The sequence below is a fragment of the Mesorhizobium sp. STM 4661 genome (assembly GCF_000359125.1).
In the GTDB taxonomy this organism is placed as follows: domain Bacteria; phylum Pseudomonadota; class Alphaproteobacteria; order Rhizobiales; family Rhizobiaceae; genus Mesorhizobium.
Window position 1 is genome coordinate 159,876 of the sequence record NZ_CAAF010000027.1, and the last position, 22,866, is coordinate 182,741.

A 22,866-nucleotide genomic window follows, 5' to 3' on the forward strand; every position below is an offset into this window, starting at 1 on the left:
GGGTGATGCGCATCCTGCTTCTCTGCCACAATTTCAACTCGCTCTCCCAGCGCCTGCATGTCGACCTGAGACGGGCTGGTCACGAAGTGACGGTCGAGCTCGACATCCATGACGACTTCACTCGCGAGGCGGTCGTTCTCTTTTCGCCGGACCTCGTGATCGCGCCCTTCCTCAAGCGGCCGATCCCGGCCGATGTCTGGCGCGGAACGCTCTGCCTGATCGTCCATCCGGGCATCCGTGGCGATCGCGGCCCGAGCGCCCTCGACTGGGCGATCCTCGACGGCGAAGCGACCTGGGGCGTCACACTGATCGAGGCTCGGGAGGAGATGGATGCGGGGCCCGTCTGGGCTTGGGCGGAATTTCCGATGCGCCCCGCTCGGAAGTCGAGCCTCTACCGACATGAAGTGACCCAGGCTGCCGTAGCCTGCGTCTTCGAAGCGATCGGCCGCATCGAGCGCAGGGAAGGGGCGGCGCTGCCGGCGAACTGGGGCAGGGGGTGCGAGCGACCCGCCTGCGGGAGGTCCGACCGTATCCTCGACCCGACCCGACACTCGGCCGAGGAAGCGCTACGCATCATCCGGGCGTCGGACGGAGATCCCGGCGCTACGATGACGATCGCCGGACAGACTTTCCTGGTGTTTGACGCCGAGCGTGCGGAAGGAGTTCCGGGGCCTGCCGGCGCGCTCATTGGCCGTTCGCGGCACGCTCTCGCCATGGCCTTCCGTGAGGGGGCGCTGTGGATCGGCCATCTCCGGCGACCGGATTCCCGCTCGCCGAAACTGCCGGCGCTCCGGCTGCTCGGTGCCGAAGCAAGCGATCTGCCCATCATCGAAGGACCCGAGCCCTGCCGTTACCGGGAGGAGAACGGCGTCGGACTTCTCGAATTCCGCTTCCACAACGGCGCGATGTCGTCGGAAGATTGTGATACCTTGCGCAAGGCGATCACGAGGGCCAAGGCACGCTCGCTTCCGGTTCTTGTGCTGCGGGGCGACGCGGATCGCTGGTCGAACGGCATCCATCTCGGCATCATCGAGGGCGCCGACAGCGCCGCCGACGAATCCTGGCGCAATATAAACGCGATGAACGACTTGGTGCGCGAGATCATCGAGACCGATGACCGACTGGTTATTGCCGCGGTGCTCGGCAATGCCGGGGCTGGCGGCGTCTTCCTGTCGCTTGCCGCCGACGAAGTCTGGATGCGCGAGGGCGTCATCCTCAATCCGCACTACAAGGACATGGGCAATCTCTACGGCTCGGAATACTGGACCAATCTGCTGCCGGCTCGGATCGGCGAGGACCGAGCCCGCCGCGTGACCTCAGGCAAGGCTGCCGATGGGGGTCGACGAGGCGCTTGATCTGGGGCTCGCCACCCGGCGCCTGCCGGGAAATGTAGAATCCGCCGACTGGGAACTGCTCCGCGCTGCCGCCGAACTCGCGGCCTCTCCCGATCTTGCCCGGCGGATTGCTGCCAAACGGGCGCGCCGCGCTCGCGACGAGGCCGAGAAACCGCTTGCCGCCTATCGGGAAGAGGAACTGCGGCGGATGCGGCGCAATTTCTACGGCTTCGACCCGAGCTATCACGTGGCGCGCTACAATTTTATCCACAAGACGCCCAAGTCCCGTACGCCCGTCACGCTCGCTGTCCACCGCGCGAACGCCGACCACTACGGACCGTAGGAGCACCATGCGATGACGAACCCGCTCGCAACCGTTCTCGTAGTGGGCGACGAGGTGTGCTCAATCGAGGCTATGTATTCCTCTTTTCTATGGATTGGCGCGCCGTCTTTTGCTCGGTGGAGCGAAAGAGCGAGCGAGCGCCATCGCTGCGGAAGTTGAAGGTTTGCTCGCCATCTAAGGACCAAATGGGTCCTTCCGCGGGTACGTTCCTCGAATCCGCTGCCCGCGCTGAGCGGGCCAGACATCGCTCGGCCTGCGCTCTCCCCGAGTTTGAGAAGCCGATATGAGATTTCCATTTTCCCGTCAGGCTATACCTCGGCAGGAAAATTGAAGGACTTCGGGCAGACATCCGGCAGGCTAGGCTTTTTCGGCTGGCACAAGCGTTGCAGAGCCATTTGCGAGAACATCTCGCCCCAATGGGAGGCACGCGTGAATCACGGCAAAAAGCAGGCTGACCGTCGTCCCCGTCAATTTCGAAGGAGAGGGAGAATACCTGTCGAACAGCTGGCCAGCTTAGGCGAACTGCAGGCGAACGAACTCCTCGACTTCAATCACCACGACAGTGGTAGGCGGCGCGGGAGCGCGCGGCTGCACTGTCAGGTTCTCGACCACGTGCGTGCACCAAGATTCCCATCGAACTACAATGCCGACAATTGTCCCGGTGAGCTGCTCACATAACGCTGAATGCCCGAGGCAGCAAATTTGGGACCAATCGACGGCCAACATTCCACAATACGTGCTGCGCATGGATGCCAAGGACGAAATCTACACCGAGGGAGTCGATGAGAGCTCCTTTTTGGAGCAACATCATGAGGAAGGATCGGATCATGGCTTACAAACATATGGATCGCCCGCCGTATGTTCATTCGGCCAGTTCCTGGGTGAAATGTCTGTCAATCGGCGCCAGTATGGCTTCGGCGTTACTGCCTCCGATCGCCCAGGCCCAGGATGTCGAGGGCGGCAAGGCGGTCTTCAAAAAGTGCACCGCCTGCCACAATGCTGATACCGACGCGAACAAAGTCGGCCCGAGCCTGAAAGGTGTTGTGGGTCGGACAGCGGGGACCGCCCCAAACTATTCGTATTCGAAAGCCATGAACGATGCGGGTGCGGCGGGCCTCGTATGGGACGAGCCGAACTTGACGGAATATCTGGCCAACCCCAAGGCGAAGGTGCCGACGAACAAAATGGGATTCCCTGGCCTTAAGAATCCCGACGACATCAAAAACGTCATCGCCTATCTCAGAATGTGTCAGGTCAGAAAACCCTAGCGTGCATTTCAAGAACAACCGCAAAGGAGTGATCGTGTTTCGCGCCGCGAAGCCCCGTTTGAGAACCGACTGCTTGGCAGGGCGGGGTGGCGAAGGTCAGTCGAGACGGCGGTGGCGAAAGTGGTGGCGCCAGGCGACGGCCGTTCGGCAGCGGGCTTCGCCGCTAGCGAGGACGAGGGTGTCGGGTCTACAACCAAATGTGGGAGGTCGGACATGGAAGGCAGCTTACCATGTAGGTCATTGAAAGCTGTATTCCCTTGGCACGATTAGTGCAACGGATGATCCGCAAACGTTGCACGGAACCGATACAACTGAGGGGAGCGTCATCCAGATGTTTACGTTGACCGTCCACTCAGTCTTCACCCAGTGGCAGCCGCGCAGGCGCTGGCGTCGCCGGCCGGCCCGATAGCTCATCGATCCAGTCGGCGGATACAGTAGATAGAATGGGAGAGACACCAGTATGAACTGCCAATGTGATATGGTTGCTTGGGTAAGCGCCATCGCCTTGCTCTGGACGGCCACCGCTGCATCGGCGAGCGAAGGCATGTGGATGCCGGCCCAGAGTGCGGAAGTCGGCGTGGCCATGCGCGCGGATGGGCTCCAGATCGATCCCGCGCAGCTGAGCCGTCTGGGCGCTGCCCCGCTTAACGCGATCGTTTCACTGGGCGGATGCTCCGCCTCATTCGTCAGCCCGCAAGGACTGGTCGCGACCAATCATCACTGCGTGTTCCCATCCATGCAGTACAACAGCAAGGAGAGCCAAGACTATCTCACCAACGGCTTTCTGGCGAAGAGCCTGGGTGAAGAATTACCCGCGGTGCCCGGCAGCCGCATCTATGTGATCGAGGATATGCGGGATGTGACCGCCGACATGCTCAAGGGCGTATCGGACAAGCTGAACGGCTTTGCCCGCTATGAGCGGCTCGACACGAACCGCAAGGCGCTGATCGCCGCATGTGAAGAACAGCCCAATCGCCGCTGCGACGTGGGGTCCTATTATGGCGGCGCCTCCTACTATCTCCAGCAGAAGCTCGAAATTCAGGACGTGCGCCTCGTCTATGCGCCCGGGCTCGGCACCGGTAACTTCGGCGGCGAAACGGACAATTGGATGTGGCCGCGCCACACAGGCGATTTCGGCTTCTATCGCGCCTATGTCGCTCCTGATGGTTCCTCCCGGCCTTATGCGCATGACAATGTGCCTTACCGGCCAAAGAGTTGGCTGCCCATAGCCCGTGAAGGCGTCCAAGAAGGCGACTTCGTGATGGTCGCCGGCTTTCCCGGCGCAACCCAGCGGTTCCTCACCGCCGATGAAGTCCGGTTCAACTTTGCCGAATACGAACCACTGTCCCAGCGTTTGCTCTCGGATTATGCCGCTCAGATCAAGCAAGCCACGGCAGGCAATCGCGAAGCGCAGATCCGCTACGCCTCCACCCTGCGGGGCGTTGAAAACTACAAGAAGAAGCTGGCGGGCGATCTAGCCGGCGCCGACGCGATCGGCCTCGACGCGCGCAAGGCTACCGAGGAGGAAGCTTTTCGCGCTTGGGTCGCTGAGTATCCCGTGCGGCAGACGCGCTTTGACGCAGCAATCCGCGAACTGGACGCGATGGTGGGCGAGATTAGCCGGGCTTCGCTGGCGAGGCTGCGCCAGGGCTTGCTCAATCGCGCGCAACTACTGTCATCGGCACGCACTCTCTATCGCTGGACAAAGGAGCACGAGAAGCCCGATGAAGACCGTGAAAGCGGCTTTCAGGATCGTGACCGTAAAGAAATCTCGGATCAACTGACGCAGATCGAACGCCGCTATTTGCCAGACATCGATCGAAAGCTTTTCGAGGCCGCACTCGACGAGTATCGCCGGCTGGATGAAAAGGACCGCGATACTGCTTTCGAAAGTGCTTTGGGCCAAACTGGCCTTGACCGACTTTATGCAGGCACCAAACTCGCAGACACGGCGACGCGGCTCGGCTGGCTTGACAAGCCCGCTGCTGCCTTCGAGGCGTCCGAGGACCCTTTCATCAAGCTGGCGGTCGCGCTCTATCCCGGCGACATCGCTGCGGAGCAGGCTGCGAAGGACCGCGCTGGACGCAGCCAGGCGGCTCGCGCCATCTATATGCATGGTCAGCGTGCCTACCGGCAGGCAATCGGCCGGCCGATATATCCCGACGCGAATGGCTCGCTACGCATCACTTGGGGCAAGGTGGCGGGGCGAACACGCGACGGGCAGATCTGGACGCCATTCACCACGGCCGAGGGACTTCTGGCCAAAGAAACGGGCAAGGGTGAGTTCGATGCTCCAGATGCGGCTATCGCAGCGATTAGAGCCAAGGATTATGGCCCCTATGTCGCGCCGGCGCTGGGCACGCTGCCGGTCAACTTCCTGTCCACCGCCGACATCACCAACGGCAATAGCGGCTCGGCGACGCTGAATGGGCGCGGCGAGTTCGTCGGTCTCGCCTTCGATGGCACGCTTGATGGAGTGATCTCCGATTGGGCATATGCCGCAGACCGCAATCGCAGCATCCATGTCGACAGTCGCTTCATGCTCTGGACCATGGACAAGATTGACGGCGCTGGCCGGTTGCTCAAGGAGATGGGAGTGCTGCCGGCGTCGCGCTCCTCAGCGGGGTAGTCTGGCGGTAGGCAAACGCGTCGGCCTCGCCAGCAGAACGGCACTTCGGGATATTGACGTGAGCTTGCCACAGCGATCGTTGATCGTGCTCGAATCGGGCGGCGCTCCAACGCATGCGCAACATTCGAAGGTTCGCCAGCGCCTGAGCCGTTGCCCAATTCCGTTTCTCCTTGGCATAAATTTCCAATGACGTAATCGGTGCAGTCGCGCCGATGCGCCTGAACATCGCACTTTCATCTTTTGGTTGCGTGTTTCCCAAACTCTGGACAGGGCTTTATACTTTCTAGATCGCTTCCCGTTGCCCAACGCTGTCGGACTTTGCTACCCGCTCAGGAGACCGCTCGCCGTGACGTTCGGGCGACTAGTCTAGTTTCCGTCCACAAACGTCAAACTGTTGATTTTATTGCCTAAATCGTGACTTTGCGCAGGCAAGGCCCGGCGCACCGTCCAAGCCAGCATATTCGATCTTTTCGCCACACACGAGATCGGCCACGAACTGAAAGCGATGTCGCAGTGGCTGGACGGGCACCACGATCTGCTTGGCTTGGTGGCACGAGACTTGGTTCGGAGCAGCGTCAGGGCCACCGGACGGCAAGGCCTACCTGCCGAAGCGGTCTTACGTTGCGCGCTTCTCAAGCAATACCGGCAGTTGACCTACCAGGAGCTGGCCTTCCATCTTGAGGATTCAGCATCATTTCGAGCCTTTGCGCGGCTGCCGTGGTCTTGGAGCCCGCAGAAGTCGGTGCTGCAAAAGACGATCAGCGCGATCCGGCCCGAGACTTGGGAAGAGATCAATCGGGTGCTGCTGTCGAATGCCCGGCAGGTAAAACTGGAAGACGGTGCGGTCGTGCGGTTGGACAGCACTGTGACCTCGGCACTCATGCACGAACCGAGCGACAGCAGCCTGTTGTGGGACGCCGTCCGAATCATGGTGCGCCTGTTGAAGCAGGCTGATGCCTTGGCCGGCGGCGGCGGCTTGGAATGGCACGATCACTGCCGCGCGGCCAAGAAGCGCGCCCGCAAGATTCAGTTCACACGCGGCCGACCCAATCGTGTCCAACTCTACCGCGAACTGATCGGGATCGCCCATGCCACCTTGGCCTATCTGCGGCAGGCGGCGGAACGATTGGCCGTGGCGAGCACTCCGCTCATCGCACTGTGGCTGACCCAGGTTCGTCACTATCGGCCGCTGATCGAACGCATCATCACACAGAGTGAGCGGCGGGTGTTGGCCGGCGAATTGGTGGCGGCCAGCGACAAGCTGGTCAGCCTGTTCGAGCCCCATGCCGATATCATCGTCAAGGGCAGCCGCGACACCGAATACGGCCACAAACTCAACCTGACCACCGGCAGGAGCGGCATGATCCTCGATCTGGTGATCGAGGCGGGCAATCCGCGCGACAGCGATCGATTACTGCCGATGCTGGAACGCCACATCGCCTTCTATGGTCACGCGCCGCGGCAGGCGGCCGCCGACGGCGGCTTTGCCAGTCGCGGCAATCTGGCTACAGCCAAGACCTTGGGCGTTCGCGACATGGCATTCCACAAGAAAGAAAGCCGGCCTCAGGATCGAGGACATGGTCAGAAGCAATTGGGTCTATCGCAAGCTGCGCAACTTCCGTGCCGGCATCGAGGCCGACATCTCATGCCTCAAGCGCGCTTACGGCTTGGCGCGCTGCACCTGGCGCGGCCTTGATCACTTCAAGAGCTACGTCTGGTCCTCGGTCGTGGCTTACAATCTCGTCGTCTTCACGCGCCTCAAGCCGACCTGACACTGATCCATCGCAATTGCCCGCACCGGCACAGCCGGCCTCGTGGCGTGCGCGTGATCGCGCCCACAACGCCTTTCCGCTCGATAGCCAGCCCTCGATCCTGTCCATACCACTCAACGCACACCAACTAAAGCGTGTCGCGATTTAAGGGATTCAGGATTGAACGAACCCGCTGACGCGGGATTGGCGTGTGCATTGGCTGGAATGGCCTCCTGATGGGAAGGTTTGGTTGCTGAGACCAACCCCTGACCAGGAGACCATCCCATGGCTGAAGCCACGACAGCGGTAAGCCCGCTGCGCCGTCGCATGATCGACGACATGAGCTTGCGCAACCTGTCGCCCGCGACGCAACGATCCTATCTGCATGCGGTGGCGAAGTTCAGCCGTTATTTCGGCCGGTCGCCGGATCGGCTGGGGCTGGAGGACGTCCGTGCGTTCCAGGTTTATCTGGTGTCGCAGGGCATTTCCTGGCCGGCACTGAACCAGACGGTCTGTGCGTTGCGTTTCTTCTACGGCGTGACGCTGGACCGGGCGGAGATCCCGGAGCGCATCGTCTATGCGCGCACGCCGCGCAAATTGCCGGCGATCCTGAGCGCCGACGAGGTTGTGCGCTTTCTGGAAGCGGTGCCATCGTTGAAGGCGCGCACTGCACTGACCACCGCCTATGCCGCGGGGTTGCGCGCCTCGGAGGCGGTGAGCCTCAAGGTGGCGGATATCGACAGCGACCGAATGGTGATTCAGGTCCGTCACGGCAAGGGCGCCAAGGATCGCACGGTCATGCTGTCGTCGCAGCTGCTCGGGATCTTGCGGACCTACTGGCGACTGGCACGCCGGAGGACTGGCTGTTCCCCGGACGAGGCGACAAGCCGATCGACGTGCAGGTCCTTCACGCGGCCTGCCGCTCCGCGACCAAGGCGGCGGGTTTGGTCAAGCGGGTGAGCGTGCATACGCTGCGCCACAGTTTTGCGACTCACCTGCTTGAGAGCGGTACGGATATCCGGATTATCCAGGTGCTGCTGGGGCACAACAACCTCTCGACGACGGCGCGCTACACCCATGTGGCAACAAGCACGATCGCCAGGACGCAGAGCCCGCTCGACCGCCTGACGCTGGAGGTGGTGCCGCCCGCCTGAGCCCAGCGATGCGCTCCGAGCTGGAGGTGGCGGATATTTTCCGTCGCCATGATCATGCTTATCGTGTTGCCCATGACGGCCATCTCGGTCGCGTCGAGCGCCGCGTCATGTCCGCGATCGAGCTCTGCCGGACTGCGGCGCTTGGCGGTCATGTCGAGGCCTGTGAGGACTGCGCACATGCCCGCGTCTGCTATAACTCCTGCCGCAACCGGCATTGTCCCAAGTGTCAGAGTGCGACGCGCGAACGGTGGCTCGCCGACCGTCAGGCCGATCTGCTGCCGGTGCCTTACTTCCACGTCGTGTTCACGGTGCCGGCCGAAGTCACCGAGATCGCCTTTCACAATAAGGCAGTCGTCTATGCCATCCTGTTCGACGCCGTCGCCGCAACGCTCAAGACCATCGCCGCCGATCCGCGGCACCTCGGCGGGGAGATCGGGTTCCTGGCCATTCTTCACACATGGGGCCAGGCGCTCACCCATCATCCGCACATCCATTGCCTCGTCCCCGGCGGCGCTCTCTCTCCCGATGGGCGCTGGCTCAGCTGCCGGCCACGCTTCTTCCTGCCCATCCATGTCCTCTCCCGCCTATTCCGGCGGCTGTTCCTCGAGCGGCTCCAGGCGGCCTATGCGGCTGGGCGACTGCGCTTCTCCGGCACCCTCGACGGGCTCGGTCAGGCCCATGCCTTCGCGGCCGCGATCCGGCAGCTTCGTCGCAAGAACTGGATCGTCTATGCCAAGCCGCCGTTCGGCTCGCCCGAGCAGGTCCTCGCCTATCTCGGCCGCTATACCCACCGGGTCGCCATCGCCAACAGTCGCCTGGTCAGCGCCGACGAGACCAGCGTAACCTTCCGCTGGCGCGATTATCGTCACGGCAACGCGCCCAGGCTGATGTCGCTCGATCCGCACGAGTTCATCCGTCGCTTCCTACTGCACTGCCTGCCCGACGGCTTTCACCGCATCCGCCACTATGGCTTCCTCGCCAATGGATGCCGCCGGACCCGACTCGCCATCATCCGGCAACTCCTGGTGGCGATGAAGCTCGCTCCGACCGCCGCAGCCGGCGAGACTACCAGGCCGCTCCCGCGCTTTGACCCAACCGTCTGTCCCTGCTGTGGTGGCATTCTGCGCATCACCGCCACACTGCCGCGATGGCGCACCGGGCCGCCACGACCGCAGCCGGATACCTCATGACGACAGGATGTCGCCCCAGCATCGATCGTGGCAGCGTCGCGGCATCAGCGTCGACGGACGCAATGACCCCCCATATCGTCATCTTCCCGACCAGCCCGAAGAGCAGAAGCATTACCCCGCAGCCCGCCCAAAGATGCCACCGGGCGCGTCGATCGCCTCGGTCAACGTCGGCGTCTCGGCCTCGTCTTCACCGACATGGCAGCATTGCATCACACCAAGCCGCTCACCTGGAACAGGCTTCGCGACACTAATCCCATAGCGCGTGGCCGCGTCAGCGGGTTCGCTCAATCCGACTTCAATGAGGTCGCGCACCGCGCCAAGCCAGACCATCTCCGCCGCGCGACCTCACAGAACCCTCCAGATTCCCCTTGAATTGAGTTCGTGATTCATTGCGGTTGAAAGGAGACCGCGATGGGCAAGCCGCTACCGCTTGAGTTGCGTCGGCGTGTTGTTGCGTATGTCGATGAGGGGCATGGTCACCGCGAGGCCGCGCGCCATTTCCGCGTTTCGCCTCGCTTCGTGAACAATCTGATCAACCTGCGCCGGCAGACCGGTTCGCTTGAAGCGTGCCGGCAGGGCCATGTGGGAGGAGGCAAGCTTGAACCGTATGCCGAGTTTGTCCGCTTGCGGTTGGCCGAGACCGGCGAACTGACGTTGGATGATGCCTTGAACTGGAGGGGCGTGGGGTAAGCGTGCACCGCTCCAATGTCGGGCGCCTGCTCCATCGCCTTGGGCTCAGTCATAAAAAAAACTCTGCAGGCCAGCGAGCAGCAGCGGGCCGACGTGCGCCAGGCGCGTGAACTGTGGATCGGGCGGCGAAAGCGTTTCTTCAACAAGGCTTTGGCGCGGCTGATCTTCATCGATGAGACGTCGACCAATACCAAGCTGACCAAACGCACCGGCTGGGCGCCGAAGGGTGAGCGCTTCAGGACACATGCGCCATTCGGCAAATGGCAGACGCAGACCTTCATCGCCGGGCTGCGATGCCACGGCCTTGTCGCGCCGTGGATCGTCAACGCACCGATGAACGCCGCCATCTTCGAACGCTATATCGGAACTCAACTTGCTCCCGAACTGTCACCCGGCGATGTCGTCATTCTCGACAATGTCGGCTTCCACAAGAACGAGCGCGCCGCACAACTGGTTCGCCAAAGGGGTGCCTGGCTCCTGTTCCTGCCGCCATACTCGCCCGATCTCAACCCGATCGAGATGGCCTACTCAAAACTCAAGGCGCGGCTGCGAAAGAAGGCGGCCAGAACCTTCGACCCACTCTGCGAAGCCCTCGGCGATATCTGCAACCTGTTCGAGCCCGCCGAATGCAGAAACTTCTTCCAAGCTGCCGGATATGAGGCCAATTAAGCGCGACGCGCTTTAGTCTAGTTCTTTCGCTTGACCATGATCTTTCCGAACTGCAGGTCAGCGCAGCAAAAACAGGGTTCCACTTTTTGGGATCATGGTCTAGGACGATTTCCGGTCGAGGATTTCGAATGACTCACGGGAACTGGCTGACAACGGGCGTAGTCTGCGCCGCGATCGCCTTTGTCGTCGCCACAGGCGCTTTCTTCCATTCCCAGCAACCGGCTTCGGCCGACAGCCGGGCGATGATCCTTGCCGTCGACCCGCAGCCGCTGGTCGCGGTGACGAAAGGCGGCGAACGCTCTTTTTCCGTCGAAATCGCCGACGCCTCGGCTGAGCGCGACGCCGGCCTGATGTTTCGCGAGGAGATGGCCGACGATCGTGGCATGCTGTTCGTGTTCGAGGAGCCTCAGGATGTCAGCTTCTGGATGAAGAACACGCCGATGCCGCTCGACCTGATCTTTGTCGGCCAGGACGGCAGGATCCGGGCGATCAAGCAAGGCAAGCCGCAATCCGAGGCGATGATCTCGCCCGGCGAGCCGGTTCGCTTCGTGCTCGAGCTCAAGGCAGGCACGGCAGCCAGGAGCGGCATCGCGGACGGCGATTTGTTGCGTCACCCGGCAATCGGCACTGCGCACAACTGAACGCGCAGGATCGATCGCAGATGCAGTTTTTCTCCCATGACGGTTTTGACCTTGCCTTCCTCGACCGCCAGCCGGCATCGGGCAGGGCGATCCGGTGCTCATGATCCATGGCTTCGCCTCGACCCACTACGTCAATGGGTGTCGCCCGGCTGGTTCAAGGCGATCTTCGCCCTGTCTGTTTCGACGACTGCTAGCCTGAGGGCTCGGAACCTCTCTCCAGAAGGTACGCTGCCACATCCTCGGAGAACCGTCTGCGCTTGCCTGCGGCGCGACAAGGACGCAATCCGGATGTTCGGGATCTCGAGCGCCCTGAACCACCCCGTGTTACCTGGCGATGCCGGACTGGCGCGCGATGCGCCGAGCCGCAGCCGCGTCATTGCTCGCGCAGGCGGCCACAAGAGGTCCTCATCGTCAAGGTCAGCAGTAACACCTGCTCTTTCGAGCGCGGCGGCGACCTCCGGCAGGCCGTACCGCGCCTGCGTGTAGGCGCTGACACCGTCCCGCGTTCATGCCGTCCTGCTCGAACACCTCGATGCCTAGTGCCCGCGCCCGCTCCGGCGTGAGCATCAGGAAGTCGTTCGGCCCAGCGATCCTGAAGAAGCGAATGGCTTCGATCCGCACACCAAGATGCGTGGTTCTGTTGCAAATTTTTGTTGAACTGAAGCAAGAAGAGATGGCGGGCGGTGCTTATGCGGCGGCGAGGATATCGAACTGCTCGGCCAATGACGGATTTGGGTTGAAGGCGAACCTCGCCTGTCGTTTGCGCATCATGTGAAGCATTTCGATGCCGTCGAGGATGATGCTTGCGGCTGCGGGAGATTTGAAGCCGAGCATCGGCCGAACACGGCGCTTGATCCGCCGATGGTCCTGCTCGATCCGGTTGTTCAAGTATTGGCTTTGGCGGATTCGGATCGGCTTCGGTCGGCGCCTGCAGCGATCCTGCAATCGATGTGTCGTATCGCAGGAAACGATCGCCTCCTGGTTGGTCTGGCTACCATCGATGACGACACGATCGGGACGCCCATGGCGCTCCAGCGCTTTCCTGAAGAAACGCTTGGCCGCCGGCAAATCCCGATGTTCGCTGAAATAGAATTCGACCGTGTCGCCGACGCTGTCGATAGCGCGGTAGAGATACATCCACTGCCCTCGGACCTTGATGTAGGTTTCATCAACATGCCATTTGCCGGTCGCTGCGCGCTTGCGCCGGTTGAAGCGCTCCAGCAGCAAGGGCGAGAAGTGAACAACCCAGCGATGGATCGTCGAATGATCAACGCTAATGCCACGCTCGGCCATCATCTCCTTCAAATCGCGCAGGCTCAGTCCATATGCCAGATACCAGCGAACGCACACCAGGATGACCGATCGGTCGAAATGCCGGCCTCTGAACATCACAAACCTCCTAAAAAAATGTCGGAGGTCACTTGCCAGACAACCCGTAACGAAAAAGTTTGCAACAGAACCCCTCAGCCTCTGCTCGGCGACAAGAGCGTCCCGATAGGTCTCTTGGCGCCGAAAATAAACAATATGGCCCGGACAGTGTGCTGGCGTTGTTGCGTTCATGGGTTCAATGGATGATTGATTTCGCTGTTTTCGGTGTCGGTCAAGAGGGCGCCTGCTTTTTTGCTTTCGCAAGCTGGGCGCCCGTCAGCAATGTGATGACGGAATATCCTATGAGGAATCGACGCCCTGTAGCCCCTCGAGATCGCACAAACGGGAGTCGGCTTCCGATTGGCTGTCCGCCTTCGCGGCGATCTTCGCCACCCGGCCGATTGCCGCCGAAAGCCTGCGCGTGCGACCGCTCGACTGACCAGAAACTCGGGAGGGCTTATGGATGATGCTGGGGACGCATTGGCAGGGCTCGCTTGGCAACCCTATTGCAGAGTCCACCGGGCCCGCCGGCGACATAATCAAGGAGCTCTCGCATAGAACAAGCCGGTGTTTGGTTTCTCCCGGATCATCTGCGATTTAATTCAAATCCGTCTGTGGATATTGACGATTGCGTGACCCTCACCTCGTAGACGGCTAACGCGGGCGGCAACTGAGAGGGTCATATGACAAGCGATTTTTCCGCCGCGCGAGTGCATCTAGATCGAGCATATCATTACCTGCGAGGCGATGATCCGATGAGCCAGAGGGGGCGGGAAGCCTTGGATCTGCTAATTGAGGCAGTTGCCGTCGAGGAGTTCAGGCAGCCGAGCCAAAACGCGGAAGTGCTAATGTTTCCGATTGGGCGCCGCTTCTGAGGCGCTCCATGGTGGCAACCATGAACGTGATGTGCAAACATCCTCAGAATATTGCCTGTCAAGGCATGAGCCGAGTCGGCAATCGAATGGGAGTCCGAAGCCTGTCGCCCACAACCTTCTGAATTTCGCTGCGCCTATTGTCATCGGCGGCAGCTATTCCGGAATGGCCGCCGCCCGGCAGTTCCGCCGCGCCCGCGCCAGGTGCCGGGTTGTGGCGGAACGCTTTTTGCCAGCCATTCGCCTGCCTTCCTGTCCCAGGACGGCGTCGATCCGGCCGAGATCACGGAACGGTCGCCTGAGTAGCTTTCGCGCTACGCGACGCCCTGGTACGACGGAACGGCCGAACGGGTGAGAGGAGCCGCGACGGTTCGGCTCCTACTCGCTGACGGCCCTCCGCGGAGGGCCGTCGAGTCTTTTTCGCTGCCGGCGTTTGATATGCGCTGCCAAGGGTCAATGAGCTGGCGGAGATATGGGGGAACAGCATTCCACCGACCCTGATGTATGGCTGTGAACTCTAACGGGACGGCTCGGCGTGATTGGTGCCGATCCTGCCCGGCTCACCAGGCACCTCGCGTGTCCGAATGAGTAGGTCTTTGCCCTGCGGAGCGAATGCTCATTTTTCCATAATCATTGCATATATCAGTGCTAGGAAGGTCCGAATTGGAAACGAAAACAATGGGGCGAGGCTTATGATGTTGAGCTGTAGCCGAGGCAAATCGCCTGCACAGCTTTTCCGCTATCTATCGGCCAAGTGGCCTGCGGCGTTCAATCCGAAAGCGCCCAGGCCGCTCAAGATCGGCATCCATCATGACATTCGGGTGCTCGACGGCGAACTGTCCGATGATGAATTGAGGAGAGCCCTGCTGGCGTATACCAAGATGGCCAAATACTTGGCGAGACTGGATGCCGGCGCCGCACGGGTCAATCTCGATGGCAAGCCGGCCGGCGTGGTCTCGGATGCGGACGCCGCGACCGCCAAGGCTTTGCTTTGCTCCCGCAAGGACAAACAAAAGGGCAAGCAAACGCCGGAGCCAAGGGTTGAGCCTCAAGCGCCACCCAAACCAAAACCGAAGCGAACCGCCGTGTCCAAGGCGAAGAATACGGCCGACAGCCCGACCGGGATAATCGTTGAGACGAAGCGTCGCCGGTCATTCCGAAAGCCGATGACTTGATCGCCTCTGAGCGATAGCTCGCGCCGACCGGGACAGCCCTCAGGGTCGGAGCACATGGCGCCCCCGCCAATCCGAATTGCCGCGATCGCAATGGAGCTGCCGCATTCGCGCGCGAAAAACGGACTGGTCGGTCATCCCTTCTTCGGGATGAACGAAGGCCGGAGGCTATTCCGATGGTCGTTCTGGCTACCGCTGCGACCGTGATATTTCGGGATGGCAGTCAGATCGATGCCGGCCCAGATTGACTGTGGCCATACTGCTGCTCAACCTCCTCTCAGTTGATGACGTTGGAAAGAATGGGAAGCAGATTGGGAAATTCAGCGCGCAGGCCTGACGGCGCCAGCTTCTGCCGGGCGATCGCCTTCAGGCGTGGCGGCAGGTGAACCCGAGCAGGCGGCAAAAAGCGACGCCGACGGCGCTCTGGCCATGGCTGTCGAATATTGGCCCTGAATCTCCACGTTGGTGCAGTGTCGCAGCACGCCCTTGATCATCGCGGCGACCTCCGAAGACGAACAGCGCTCGAGTTGCGAGAAAATGCAGGTCGAGCCCTTTTCGACATGCCAGTAGGTCATCACGCCGCGACCGCCATAGCGGACATGCCATTCCGTCATCAGGTTGCCGTCCCAAGCGCCGAACTTCTTGGACTTCGACGCGCAGGCCGTCCCGGCTTCGCCCCAGATGGCGGTGTTGCGGATAGCCAGAGTGTTGCATTGGCAACGCGCCCGCAAGCCGCCTCGAGCGCGCCTCTAAGCAAGCACGTGAACCCCTGAGCCAACCTCCTATGGGTCAATAGGGTCAGGTGGCCTGCCATCATTCCAGGACAGGACAACTGACAAAGAAGGTGTCGCCTATCCGACACTCTTCTGTCGTCTTTGTTGGGTCCGCGACACCGGCCTATTTCGCCGAGCTCTTGTCTGGCCTCAGGCTAATCCGCTGAAAAGTAATCACAATGTTTTTCTTCTGCTGGGTCGGCCAAATTGGCACGAGTTTTGAAACTCCTTCGTTGGGAGCCGGGAGCCGCCGACCGACCTCCATTTCGTGGATGACACCGCGATCGATGAAACGGAGAAAGAAAAGCAAAATGTCAAATCCGCATCAGATAGCATTCTATGCAAGGGGGCCTCGGCGAAACCGCCCCGCACCCAAACTGGCTGCCGCCCTTGTCGACCCTTGCGCAGGAAATCTTGATGGCCGGCTGCAACTCAAAGGCCCACCACACTCGTCTTATCCTGAACTCGAAGGCGCAGGATAAAGTTCTGCATCTCACCGCGCGGTATGCCTAGACAGTTACACGTTGGCCGATCTTGATAATCGAGTCGGGCTACGCCGCGCAGGACGTTCACATGCCGTCTTACTCATTCGCTGCCGCAGCGCCTTCCGCCCTTCCATCGCTTAGAGAGTGACGTGCCACCATGTCCGAACAACCCTTGCCGACGCTGCCGATGTGGCGCGTCGATCACATCGAGCCCTCGCCCGAGATGTTGGCGCTACGCGCCAACGGTCCGATCCACCGCGTGCGCTTCCCGTCCGGGCACGAAGGCTGGTGGGTGACAGGCTACGACGATGCCAAGGCGGCGCTGTCCGACGCGGCGTTCCGGCCCGCGGGAATGCCGCCGGCGGCATTCACCCCGGATTCGGTGATTCTCGGTTCGCCGGGGTGGCTGGTCTCGCACGAGGGGGGCGAGCATGCCCGGTTACGCACGATCGTGGCGCCGGCCTTCAGCAACCGCAGGGTGAAGGTGCTCGCGCAGCAGGTCGAGGCGATCGCCGCGCAATTGTTCGAGACGCTGGCGGCCCAGCCCCAGCCCGCCGACCTGAGGCGCCACCTCTCCTTTCCGCTTCCGGCCATGGTCATCAGCGCGCTGATGGGCGTGCTCTACGAGGATCACGCCTTTTTCGCCGGGCTGTCCGACGAGGTGATGACGCACCAGCATGAAAGCGGCCCGCGCAGCGCGTCGCGCCTGGCCTGGGAAGAATTGCGCGCCTACATTCGCGGTAAGATGTGGGACAAGCGCCAGGATCCGGGCGACAACCTGCTGACGGATCTGCTCGCGGCGGTCGAGCAGGGCAACGCGACCGAGGAAGAGGCGATCGGCCTGGCGGCGGGCATGCTGGTGGCAGGGCACGAGAGCACCGTCGCGCAGATCGAATTCGGCCTGCTGGCCATGTTCCGCCATCCGCATCAGCGCGAACGCCTGGTCGGCGATCCATCCCTGGTGGACAAGGCGGTGGAGGAAATCCTTCGCATGTACCCGCCGGGCGCGGGCTGGGACGGCGTCATGCGCTATCCGAGGACCGACGTGACTATCGCGGGCGTGCATATTCCCGCGGAGAGCAAGGTGCTGATCGGCCTGCCGGCGACGTCGTTCGATCCGCGCCATTTCGACGACCCGGAAATCTTCGACATCGGACGCGACGAAAATCCGCACCTGACGTTCTCGCACGGGCCGCACTACTGCATCGGCATGGCGCTGGCCAGGCTGGAACTCAAGGTGGTGGTCGGCTCGATCTTCCAGCGCTTTCCCGCGCTGCGCCTGGCCGTGGCGCCCGAAGAACTGAAGTTGCGCAAGGAGATCATCACTGGCGGGTTCGAGGAGTTCCCGGTGCTCTGGTGACGCGCGGACGCCGCCCGGAATCGCGATCTACTCCGCAATTTGCCGGCGCGCCTAGCACGCGCCGGTCAGATCAGCCAGCCAACAGGTAACCAAGATGGACGTGCAAGAAACCACGGCAGCATGCCGGGACGCCTTCGCCGAACTGTCGTCGCCAGCGTGCATCCACGACCCGTATCCGTTCATGCGGTGGTTGCGCGAGCACGATCCGGTGCACCGCGCGGCGTCGGGCCTCTTTCTGTTGAGCCGCCACGCCGACATCTACTGGGCACTCAAGGCCACGGGCGATGCGTTTCGGGGACCGGCGCCGGGCGAACTGGCGCGCTATTTCCCGCGTGCGGAGACCAGCCTGTCACTCAATCTCCTCGCGTCCACGCTAGCGATGAAGGAACCACCGACGCATACGCGTCTGCGCCGGCTGATCTCGCGCGATTTCACCATACGCCAGATCGACAACCTGCGGCCGAGCATCGCACGCATCGTCGCAGCGCGCCTGGACGGCATGGCGCCCGCGCTGGAGCGCGGGGAGGCGGTGGACCTGCATTGGGAATTCGCGCTGGCTGTGCCCATTCTGGTCTTCGCCGAACTGTTCGGCATGCCCCAGGATGACATGTTCGGGCTCGCCGCCGGCATCGGCGCCATTCTGGAAGGCCTGAGCCCACACGCCAGCGATCCCCAGCTCGCCGAGGCGGACGCGGCCAGCGCCAGGGTGCAGGCCTACTTCGGCGACCTCATACAGCGCAAGCGCACCGATCCCCGCAACGACATCGTGTCGATGGTGGTCGGCGCACACGACGACGATGCGGACACGCTGTCGGATGCGGAGTTGATCAGCATGCTGTGGGGCATGCTGCTGGGCGGCTTCGCCACCACTGCTGCGACCATCGACCATGCGGTCCTAGCGATGCTGGCGTATCCCGAACAGCGGCACTGGCTGCAGGGAGACGCCGTGGGGGTGAAGGCATTCGTCGAAGAAGTCCTGCGCTGCGACGCGCCTGCCATGTTCAGCTCCATTCCGCGTATCGCCCAGCGCGACATCGAACTGGGCGGCGTGGTGATCCCGAAGAACGCGGACGTGCGCGTGCTGATCGCGGCCGGCAATCGCGACCCGGACGCCTTCTCCGATCCCGACCGCTTCGATCCCGCGCGGTTCTACGGCACCACTCCTGGCATGTCGACCGACGGGAAGATCATGCTGAGCTTTGGCCACGGCATCCACTTCTGCCTCGGTGCGCAACTGGCCCGGGTGCAGTTGGCCGAGAGCCTGCCGCGGATCGAGGCGCGCTTCCCCACGCTGGCATTGGCCGAGCAGCCGACCCGGGAGCCATCCGCGTTCCTCAGGACGTTCCGCGCGCTGCCGGTGCGACTGCATGCTCAGGGGGGCTGAGATGCGCGTCGTGATCGATCAGGATCTATGCGGAACCACCGGGCAGTGTGTGCTGACGCTGCCGGGCACCTTTCGCCAGCGCGAACCGGACGGCGTGGCGGAAGTGTGCGTGGCGACGGTCCCGCAGGCGCTGCACGCCGCCGCGCGGCTCGCGGCCAGCCAGTGTCCGGTCGCCGCCATTCGGGTCATCGAAAGCGACGCTGGCGAGCGCGCCAGCGCCGACCCTGCGCCTTCTCCGGCGCAGGCTGAGCGGCATGCCGCGAAAGACCAACGCAACCCAGGAGGACGGTTTGAAGGCAAGGTGGCCGTGGTGACCGGCGCCGGCGCCGGCATCGGCAAGGCATGCGCCCTCGCCATCGCGCGCGAGGGCGGCAGAGTGGTGGTGGCCGACATTGATGGCTCGGCGGCCGTCGCCTGCACCGCGCAGATCGCGGCCGAAGCGGGCCACGCGCTGGCCCTGGCCATGGACATCGCCGATGCGCAGGCGGTGGCAGCGCTGTTCGAGACGGCGGAGCGGCACTTCGGTGGGGTCGACCTGCTGGTGAACAACGCGAGCGCCATGCATCTGACACCGCGCGACCGCACGATCCTCGACCTGGACCTGGCGGTCTGGGATCAGACCATGGCGACCAATCTGCGCGGCACGCTGCTCTGCTGCCGGCAGGCCATCCCACGAATGATCGCCCGCGGCGGTGGCGCGATCGTCAACATGTCGTCGTGCCAGGGGCTCAGCGGTGACACCGCGCAGACGTCCTACGCCGCGTCGAAGGCGGCGATGAACATGCTGTCGGCCTCGCTCGCCACCCAGTACGGTCATGCGCAGATCCGCTGCAACGCGGTTGCGCCGGGTCTCATCATGACCGAGCGTCTCCTCGCCAAGCTGGACGAGTGCATGCAACGGCATCTGAGCCGGCACCAACTCCTGCAGCGCGTCGGCCGCCCCGAGGACGTGGCCGCGCTGGTGGCGTTCCTGCTCTCCGACGATGCTGCGTTCATCACCGGCCAGGTCCTGTGCATCGACGGCGGCATGCTGGCGCATGTGCCGACGTACGCCGACGGTGGCAACAGCCGCGCCGCGCGGCCTGCCGGCGACACCGCCAAAGCGGCCGCGGGGCCGCGCTGCTGATGGACATGCTGCTCAACCCGCTGGACCGTCGGCACCGGCTGCGGGACGACATCCCGGTCGTGCCCGGCGCTTTCCCCCTGGTCGGACATCTTCCCGCCATCGTATGCGACCTGCCGCGCCTGCTGCGGCGCGCGGAACGGACGTTGGGCAGCCACTTCTGGCTGGATTTCGGCCCTGCCGGACACCTGATGACCTGCGTGGATCCGGATGCGTTTGCACTGCTCCGGCACAAGGACGTGTCCTCGGCGCTGATCGAAGAGATCGCGCCCGAATTGCTTGGCGGAACGTTGGTCGCCCAGGACGGCGGCGCGCACCGGCAGGCGCGCGACGCGATCAAGGCGGCGTTCCTGCCCAAGGGGCTGACCCAAGCCGGCATCGGCAACCTGTTCGCGCCCGTCATCCAGGCGCGGGTGCAGGCGTGGCGCGACCGCGGCGACGTAACCATCCTGCGCGAAACCGGCGACCTGATGCTCAAGCTCATCTTCAGCCTCATGGGAATCCCAGCGCAGGACCTGCCGGGATGGCATCGCAAATACCGGCAACTGCTGCAGTTGATCGTCGCGCCCCCGGTCGACCTGCCTGGACTGCCCTTGCGGCGCGGCCGCGCCGCCCGCGACTGGATCGACGCGCAGTTGCGCCAGTTCGTCCGCGACGCGCGCGCACATGCCGCGCGCACTGGGTTGATCAATGACATGGTGAGCTCCTTCGATCGCGGCGACGATGCGCTCTCCGACGACGTCCTGGTCGCCAATATCCGCCTACTGCTGCTTGCCGGTCACGACACCACCGCCTCGACGATGGCCTGGATGGTGATCGAGCTGGCGCGGCAGCCTGGGCTATGGGACGCCCTGGTCGAGGAGGCGCAACGCGTGGGCGCGGTGCCGACCCGGCACGCGGACCTGGCGCAGTGTCCGGTCGCCGAGGCGCTGTTCCGCGAGACGCTGCGCGTGCATCCGGCGACCACGCTCCTGCCGCGTCGCGCGCTGCAGGAATTGCAACTCGGCCAACGGCGCATTCCTGCGGGCACCCCTCTGTGCATCCCGCTGCTGCATTTCTCGACCTCTGCGCTGCTGCACGAGGCGCCTGATCAGTTCCGCCTGGCACGGTGGCTGCAACGCACGGAGCCGATCCGGCCGGTGGACATGCTGCAGTTCGGTACCGGCCCACACGTCTGCATCGGTTACCACCTGGTATGGCTGGAAATGGTGCAGTTCTGCATCGCCTTGGCACTGACCATGCACAAGGCCGGGGTGCGGCCGCGGTTGCTGAGCGCCGTCGAAAAAGGTCGGCGCTATTTCCCGACCGCACATCCGTCCATGAAAATCCGCATCGGATTCTCATGAGCTGGCATCGCATGCCCCGTGTGGCGAGGCAGCTGCGCCGGCGACGCGCGGCAATGCTGCACTCGGCGCGCGCGCTCGGTGCGACGCCGCCAACACCGCGGCGGCTCGGACGCTCGCCGTGGCCGTGCCAGGTACAAGGACATGAACGACATGCAGACCGATTCCACGCTACACGACGACGCGCAGGCGCGCGGCGCATCCGGCAGGCTGCCGTCGGAGATCTGGATGCAGGACGGCGCAAGGCGGGTCGAACAGGCGCTGGCGCGTCTTCTCTGCGCCGAAGACGACGGTGAGACCGAGCTGATGGCGGCGATGCGCTACGCCACCTTGCATGGCGGAAAGCGCACCCGCGCCTTGCTCTGTCTGGCTACCGGCGCACTGGCCGACACGCCGGCGCCCATGCTCGACGATGTCGGCGCCGCCATCGAGATGATGCACGCCTGTACCCTGGTCCACGACGACCTGCCCGCAATGGACGATGACGTGCTTCGCCGCGGCCTTCCGACCGTGCACGTCAAGTTCGGCGAAGCCACTGCGATCCTGGTCGGCGATGCGCTGCAGGCGCACGCCTTCCTGACCCTGGCGAGCCTGGATGCGCCGAGCGACAACCGTATCGCGCTCGTGCGCGAACTGGCGCAGGCGGTGTCCGCCGAGGGTGCCGCAGGCGGGCAGGCCATGGATCTGTCGCTGGTAGGAAAGCACGTCGAGCTGGACAGGATCGTGGCGATGCACCGGATGAAGAGCGGAGCACTAGTGCGCGCGTCCGTTCGCATGGGCGCGCTATGCGCCATCGCGGAGGATGCCGCCCACGCTGCGCTGTACTGTGCGCTCGATCGCTACTCCGCCTGTTTTGGCCTGGCGTTGCAGGTGGTCGACGACATTCTCGACGCGACAGCGGATACCGCGACGTTGGGCAAGACCCCCGGCAAGGACGCGGCGGCGCAGAAGCCGACCTGTGCGTCGATCATGGGGCTGCAGGCAGCGCGCCAGTTGGCGCTGGATCTGTTGCGCGACGCCGGGGAGGCCATCGCCCCGCTGGGAACGCGTGCGGAACGGTTGGCGCAGATGCTGCAGCGGGCCAACGCGTATCTGTTCAAGCACGCGCCATGCGCATGAGCGCGCCCGTCCGCATGGAGTCGCCCCTGTGCCGCTGCGATCGATCGGCCGGCGTGAGCGGTGCATGCTGCACTGTGTCCAAGTCGGCGGCGGCGATCGCAGCGGTTGCCCAGCACAGCCGCGGCTCACGCGGCGCGCTGCGCGCAAGCCTATGCGGCGGACCGGCCCCAGCATGGGGCGCGTCGCCGCGCCGGAGCA

Annotated in this window: 17 protein-coding genes and 5 pseudogenes; 19 read left to right on the plus strand and 3 right to left on the minus strand. The window is 63.2% G+C overall.

Features of this window, described 5'->3' with window-relative positions; all coding sequences use genetic code 11:
• Window positions 1-5: 5 nt before the first annotated feature.
• The 7 genes and pseudogenes from MESS4_RS08835 (at window position 6) to MESS4_RS08865 (ending at window position 9,669) form a co-directional block, all read left to right on the plus strand.
• On the plus strand, window positions 6-1,355 hold the full coding sequence (locus MESS4_RS08835) for a formyltransferase family protein (RefSeq protein WP_006329040.1): 1,350 nt from the start codon (window positions 6-8) through the stop codon (window positions 1,353-1,355).
• Window positions 1,333-1,677 (plus strand): hypothetical protein, encoded by a 345-nt coding sequence (locus MESS4_RS34440; RefSeq protein ID WP_006329041.1) that lies wholly within the window; start codon window positions 1,333-1,335, stop codon window positions 1,675-1,677. The genes MESS4_RS08835 and MESS4_RS34440 overlap by 23 nt, the downstream gene beginning before the upstream one ends.
• 908 nt (window positions 1,678-2,585) lie before the next feature.
• On the plus strand, window positions 2,586-2,945 hold the full coding sequence (locus tag MESS4_RS08845) for a cytochrome c family protein (protein ID WP_036240961.1): 360 nt from the start codon (window positions 2,586-2,588) through the stop codon (window positions 2,943-2,945).
• Window positions 2,946-3,423: 478 nt separating this feature from the next.
• Window positions 3,424-5,574 (plus strand): S46 family peptidase, encoded by a 2,151-nt coding sequence (locus MESS4_RS08850; protein ID WP_036240935.1) that lies wholly within the window; start codon window positions 3,424-3,426, stop codon window positions 5,572-5,574.
• 457 nt (window positions 5,575-6,031) lie between these two features.
• Window positions 6,032-7,346 (plus strand): annotated as a pseudogene (locus MESS4_RS08855) (ISNCY family transposase).
• A 318-nt stretch (window positions 7,347-7,664) separates the two neighbouring features.
• Window positions 7,665-8,479, plus strand: a pseudogene (locus MESS4_RS08860) (site-specific integrase).
• An 8-nt stretch (window positions 8,480-8,487) separates the two neighbouring features.
• The gene (locus MESS4_RS08865) at window positions 8,488-9,669 is read left to right on the plus strand and encodes an IS91 family transposase (RefSeq protein ID WP_006329062.1); all 1,182 of its coding nucleotides are present in this window, start codon (window positions 8,488-8,490) and stop codon (window positions 9,667-9,669) included.
• A 111-nt stretch (window positions 9,670-9,780) separates the two neighbouring features.
• Here the strand turns inward: MESS4_RS08865 and MESS4_RS08870 are convergent, their stop codons facing one another.
• A complete protein-coding gene (locus MESS4_RS08870; protein ID WP_036240937.1) occupies window positions 9,781-9,999 on the minus strand; it encodes a hypothetical protein in 219 nt (72 codons plus the stop codon).
• Between the two features lie 81 nt (window positions 10,000-10,080).
• Between MESS4_RS08870 and MESS4_RS34445 the strand changes: the two genes are divergently transcribed.
• From MESS4_RS34445 to MESS4_RS34455, 4 genes and pseudogenes are all read left to right on the plus strand, one after another.
• Complete coding sequence (locus MESS4_RS34445; protein ID WP_006329064.1) at window positions 10,081-10,359, plus strand: helix-turn-helix domain-containing protein; 279 nt, start codon at window positions 10,081-10,083, stop codon at window positions 10,357-10,359.
• 93 nt (window positions 10,360-10,452) lie between these two features.
• Window positions 10,453-11,028, plus strand: coding sequence for an IS630 family transposase (locus MESS4_RS34450; protein WP_244441085.1), 576 nt, complete (start codon window positions 10,453-10,455; stop codon window positions 11,026-11,028).
• A 128-nt stretch (window positions 11,029-11,156) separates the two neighbouring features.
• Window positions 11,157-11,669: a DUF192 domain-containing protein gene (locus MESS4_RS08885; RefSeq protein WP_006329067.1), complete on the plus strand. Its 513-nt coding sequence runs from the start codon at window positions 11,157-11,159 to the stop codon at window positions 11,667-11,669.
• Window positions 11,670-11,689: 20 nt separating this feature from the next.
• A pseudogene (locus tag MESS4_RS34455) lies at window positions 11,690-11,834 on the plus strand (alpha/beta hydrolase); the annotation flags it as partial.
• Window positions 11,835-12,356: 522 nt separating this feature from the next.
• Here the strand turns inward: MESS4_RS34455 and MESS4_RS08895 are convergent.
• Window positions 12,357-13,058 (minus strand): IS6 family transposase, encoded by a 702-nt coding sequence (locus tag MESS4_RS08895; protein ID WP_006329070.1) that lies wholly within the window; start codon window positions 13,056-13,058, stop codon window positions 12,357-12,359.
• Window positions 13,059-13,720: 662 nt separating this feature from the next.
• Between MESS4_RS08895 and MESS4_RS34460 the strand changes: the two genes are divergently transcribed.
• Both MESS4_RS34460 and MESS4_RS08905 read left to right on the plus strand, forming a co-directional pair.
• On the plus strand, window positions 13,721-13,912 hold the full coding sequence (locus MESS4_RS34460) for a hypothetical protein (protein ID WP_006329072.1): 192 nt from the start codon (window positions 13,721-13,723) through the stop codon (window positions 13,910-13,912).
• Window positions 13,913-14,604: 692 nt separating this feature from the next.
• Window positions 14,605-15,084 carry a ProQ/FinO family protein gene (locus MESS4_RS08905; RefSeq protein WP_036240964.1) on the plus strand — a complete coding sequence of 160 codons (480 nt, stop codon included), beginning with the start codon at window positions 14,605-14,607 and terminating at the stop codon, window positions 15,082-15,084.
• A 277-nt stretch (window positions 15,085-15,361) separates the two neighbouring features.
• Here MESS4_RS08905 and MESS4_RS08910 read toward each other — a convergent pair.
• Window positions 15,362-15,776: pseudogene (locus MESS4_RS08910) on the minus strand (Tn3 family transposase); the annotation flags it as partial.
• Between the two features lie 720 nt (window positions 15,777-16,496).
• Between MESS4_RS08910 and MESS4_RS08920 the strand changes: the two are divergent.
• The 6 genes and pseudogenes from MESS4_RS08920 (at window position 16,497) to MESS4_RS08940 (ending at window position 22,668) form a co-directional block, all read left to right on the plus strand.
• Window positions 16,497-17,699, plus strand: a complete 1,203-nt coding sequence (locus MESS4_RS08920; protein ID WP_006329087.1) for a cytochrome P450 — start codon at window positions 16,497-16,499, stop codon at window positions 17,697-17,699.
• 94 nt (window positions 17,700-17,793) lie between these two features.
• Complete coding sequence (locus MESS4_RS08925; RefSeq protein WP_006329088.1) at window positions 17,794-19,083, plus strand: cytochrome P450; 1,290 nt, start codon at window positions 17,794-17,796, stop codon at window positions 19,081-19,083.
• 1 nt (window position 19,084) lies between these two features.
• Window positions 19,085-19,366: pseudogene (locus tag MESS4_RS35125) on the plus strand (ferredoxin); the annotation flags it as partial.
• A gap of 18 nt (window positions 19,367-19,384) precedes the next feature.
• Window positions 19,385-20,209 (plus strand): SDR family oxidoreductase, encoded by an 825-nt coding sequence (locus MESS4_RS08930; RefSeq protein ID WP_027033417.1) that lies wholly within the window; start codon window positions 19,385-19,387, stop codon window positions 20,207-20,209.
• A complete protein-coding gene (locus MESS4_RS08935; RefSeq protein WP_006329090.1) occupies window positions 20,209-21,552 on the plus strand; it encodes a cytochrome P450 in 1,344 nt (447 codons plus the stop codon). The genes MESS4_RS08930 and MESS4_RS08935 overlap by 1 nt, the downstream gene beginning before the upstream one ends.
• Window positions 21,553-21,702: 150 nt before the next feature.
• Window positions 21,703-22,668: a polyprenyl synthetase family protein gene (locus MESS4_RS08940; protein ID WP_006329091.1), complete on the plus strand. Its 966-nt coding sequence runs from the start codon at window positions 21,703-21,705 to the stop codon at window positions 22,666-22,668.
• The last annotated feature ends 198 nt before the right edge of the window (window positions 22,669-22,866 follow it).

Excerpts from the sequence above, each read along its gene's own strand:
- MESS4_RS08935 (WP_006329090.1), top strand. The coding sequence starts at position 20,209 with ATGGACATGCTGCTCAACCCGCTGGACCGTCGGCACCGGCTGCGGGAC.
- MESS4_RS34460 (WP_006329072.1), top strand. The coding sequence starts at position 13,721 with ATGACAAGCGATTTTTCCGCCGCGCGAGTGCATCTAGATCGAGCATAT.
- MESS4_RS08925 (WP_006329088.1), top strand. The coding sequence starts at position 17,794 with ATGGACGTGCAAGAAACCACGGCAGCATGCCGGGACGCCTTCGCCGAA.
- MESS4_RS08895 (WP_006329070.1), bottom strand. The coding sequence starts at position 13,058 with ATGTTCAGAGGCCGGCATTTCGACCGATCGGTCATCCTGGTGTGCGTT.
- MESS4_RS08905 (WP_036240964.1), top strand. The coding sequence starts at position 14,605 with ATGTTGAGCTGTAGCCGAGGCAAATCGCCTGCACAGCTTTTCCGCTAT.
- MESS4_RS08865 (WP_006329062.1), top strand. The coding sequence starts at position 8,488 with ATGCGCTCCGAGCTGGAGGTGGCGGATATTTTCCGTCGCCATGATCAT.
- MESS4_RS08920 (WP_006329087.1), top strand. The coding sequence starts at position 16,497 with ATGTCCGAACAACCCTTGCCGACGCTGCCGATGTGGCGCGTCGATCAC.
- MESS4_RS08850 (WP_036240935.1), top strand. The coding sequence starts at position 3,424 with ATGGTTGCTTGGGTAAGCGCCATCGCCTTGCTCTGGACGGCCACCGCT.
- MESS4_RS34445 (WP_006329064.1), top strand. The coding sequence starts at position 10,081 with ATGGGCAAGCCGCTACCGCTTGAGTTGCGTCGGCGTGTTGTTGCGTAT.
- MESS4_RS08835 (WP_006329040.1), top strand. The coding sequence starts at position 6 with ATGCGCATCCTGCTTCTCTGCCACAATTTCAACTCGCTCTCCCAGCGC.
- MESS4_RS34440 (WP_006329041.1), top strand. The coding sequence starts at position 1,333 with ATGGGGGTCGACGAGGCGCTTGATCTGGGGCTCGCCACCCGGCGCCTG.
- MESS4_RS08845 (WP_036240961.1), top strand. The coding sequence starts at position 2,586 with ATGGCTTCGGCGTTACTGCCTCCGATCGCCCAGGCCCAGGATGTCGAG.
- MESS4_RS08940 (WP_006329091.1), top strand. The coding sequence starts at position 21,703 with ATGCAGACCGATTCCACGCTACACGACGACGCGCAGGCGCGCGGCGCA.
- MESS4_RS08885 (WP_006329067.1), top strand. The coding sequence starts at position 11,157 with ATGACTCACGGGAACTGGCTGACAACGGGCGTAGTCTGCGCCGCGATC.
- MESS4_RS08870 (WP_036240937.1), bottom strand. The coding sequence starts at position 9,999 with ATGGTCTGGCTTGGCGCGGTGCGCGACCTCATTGAAGTCGGATTGAGC.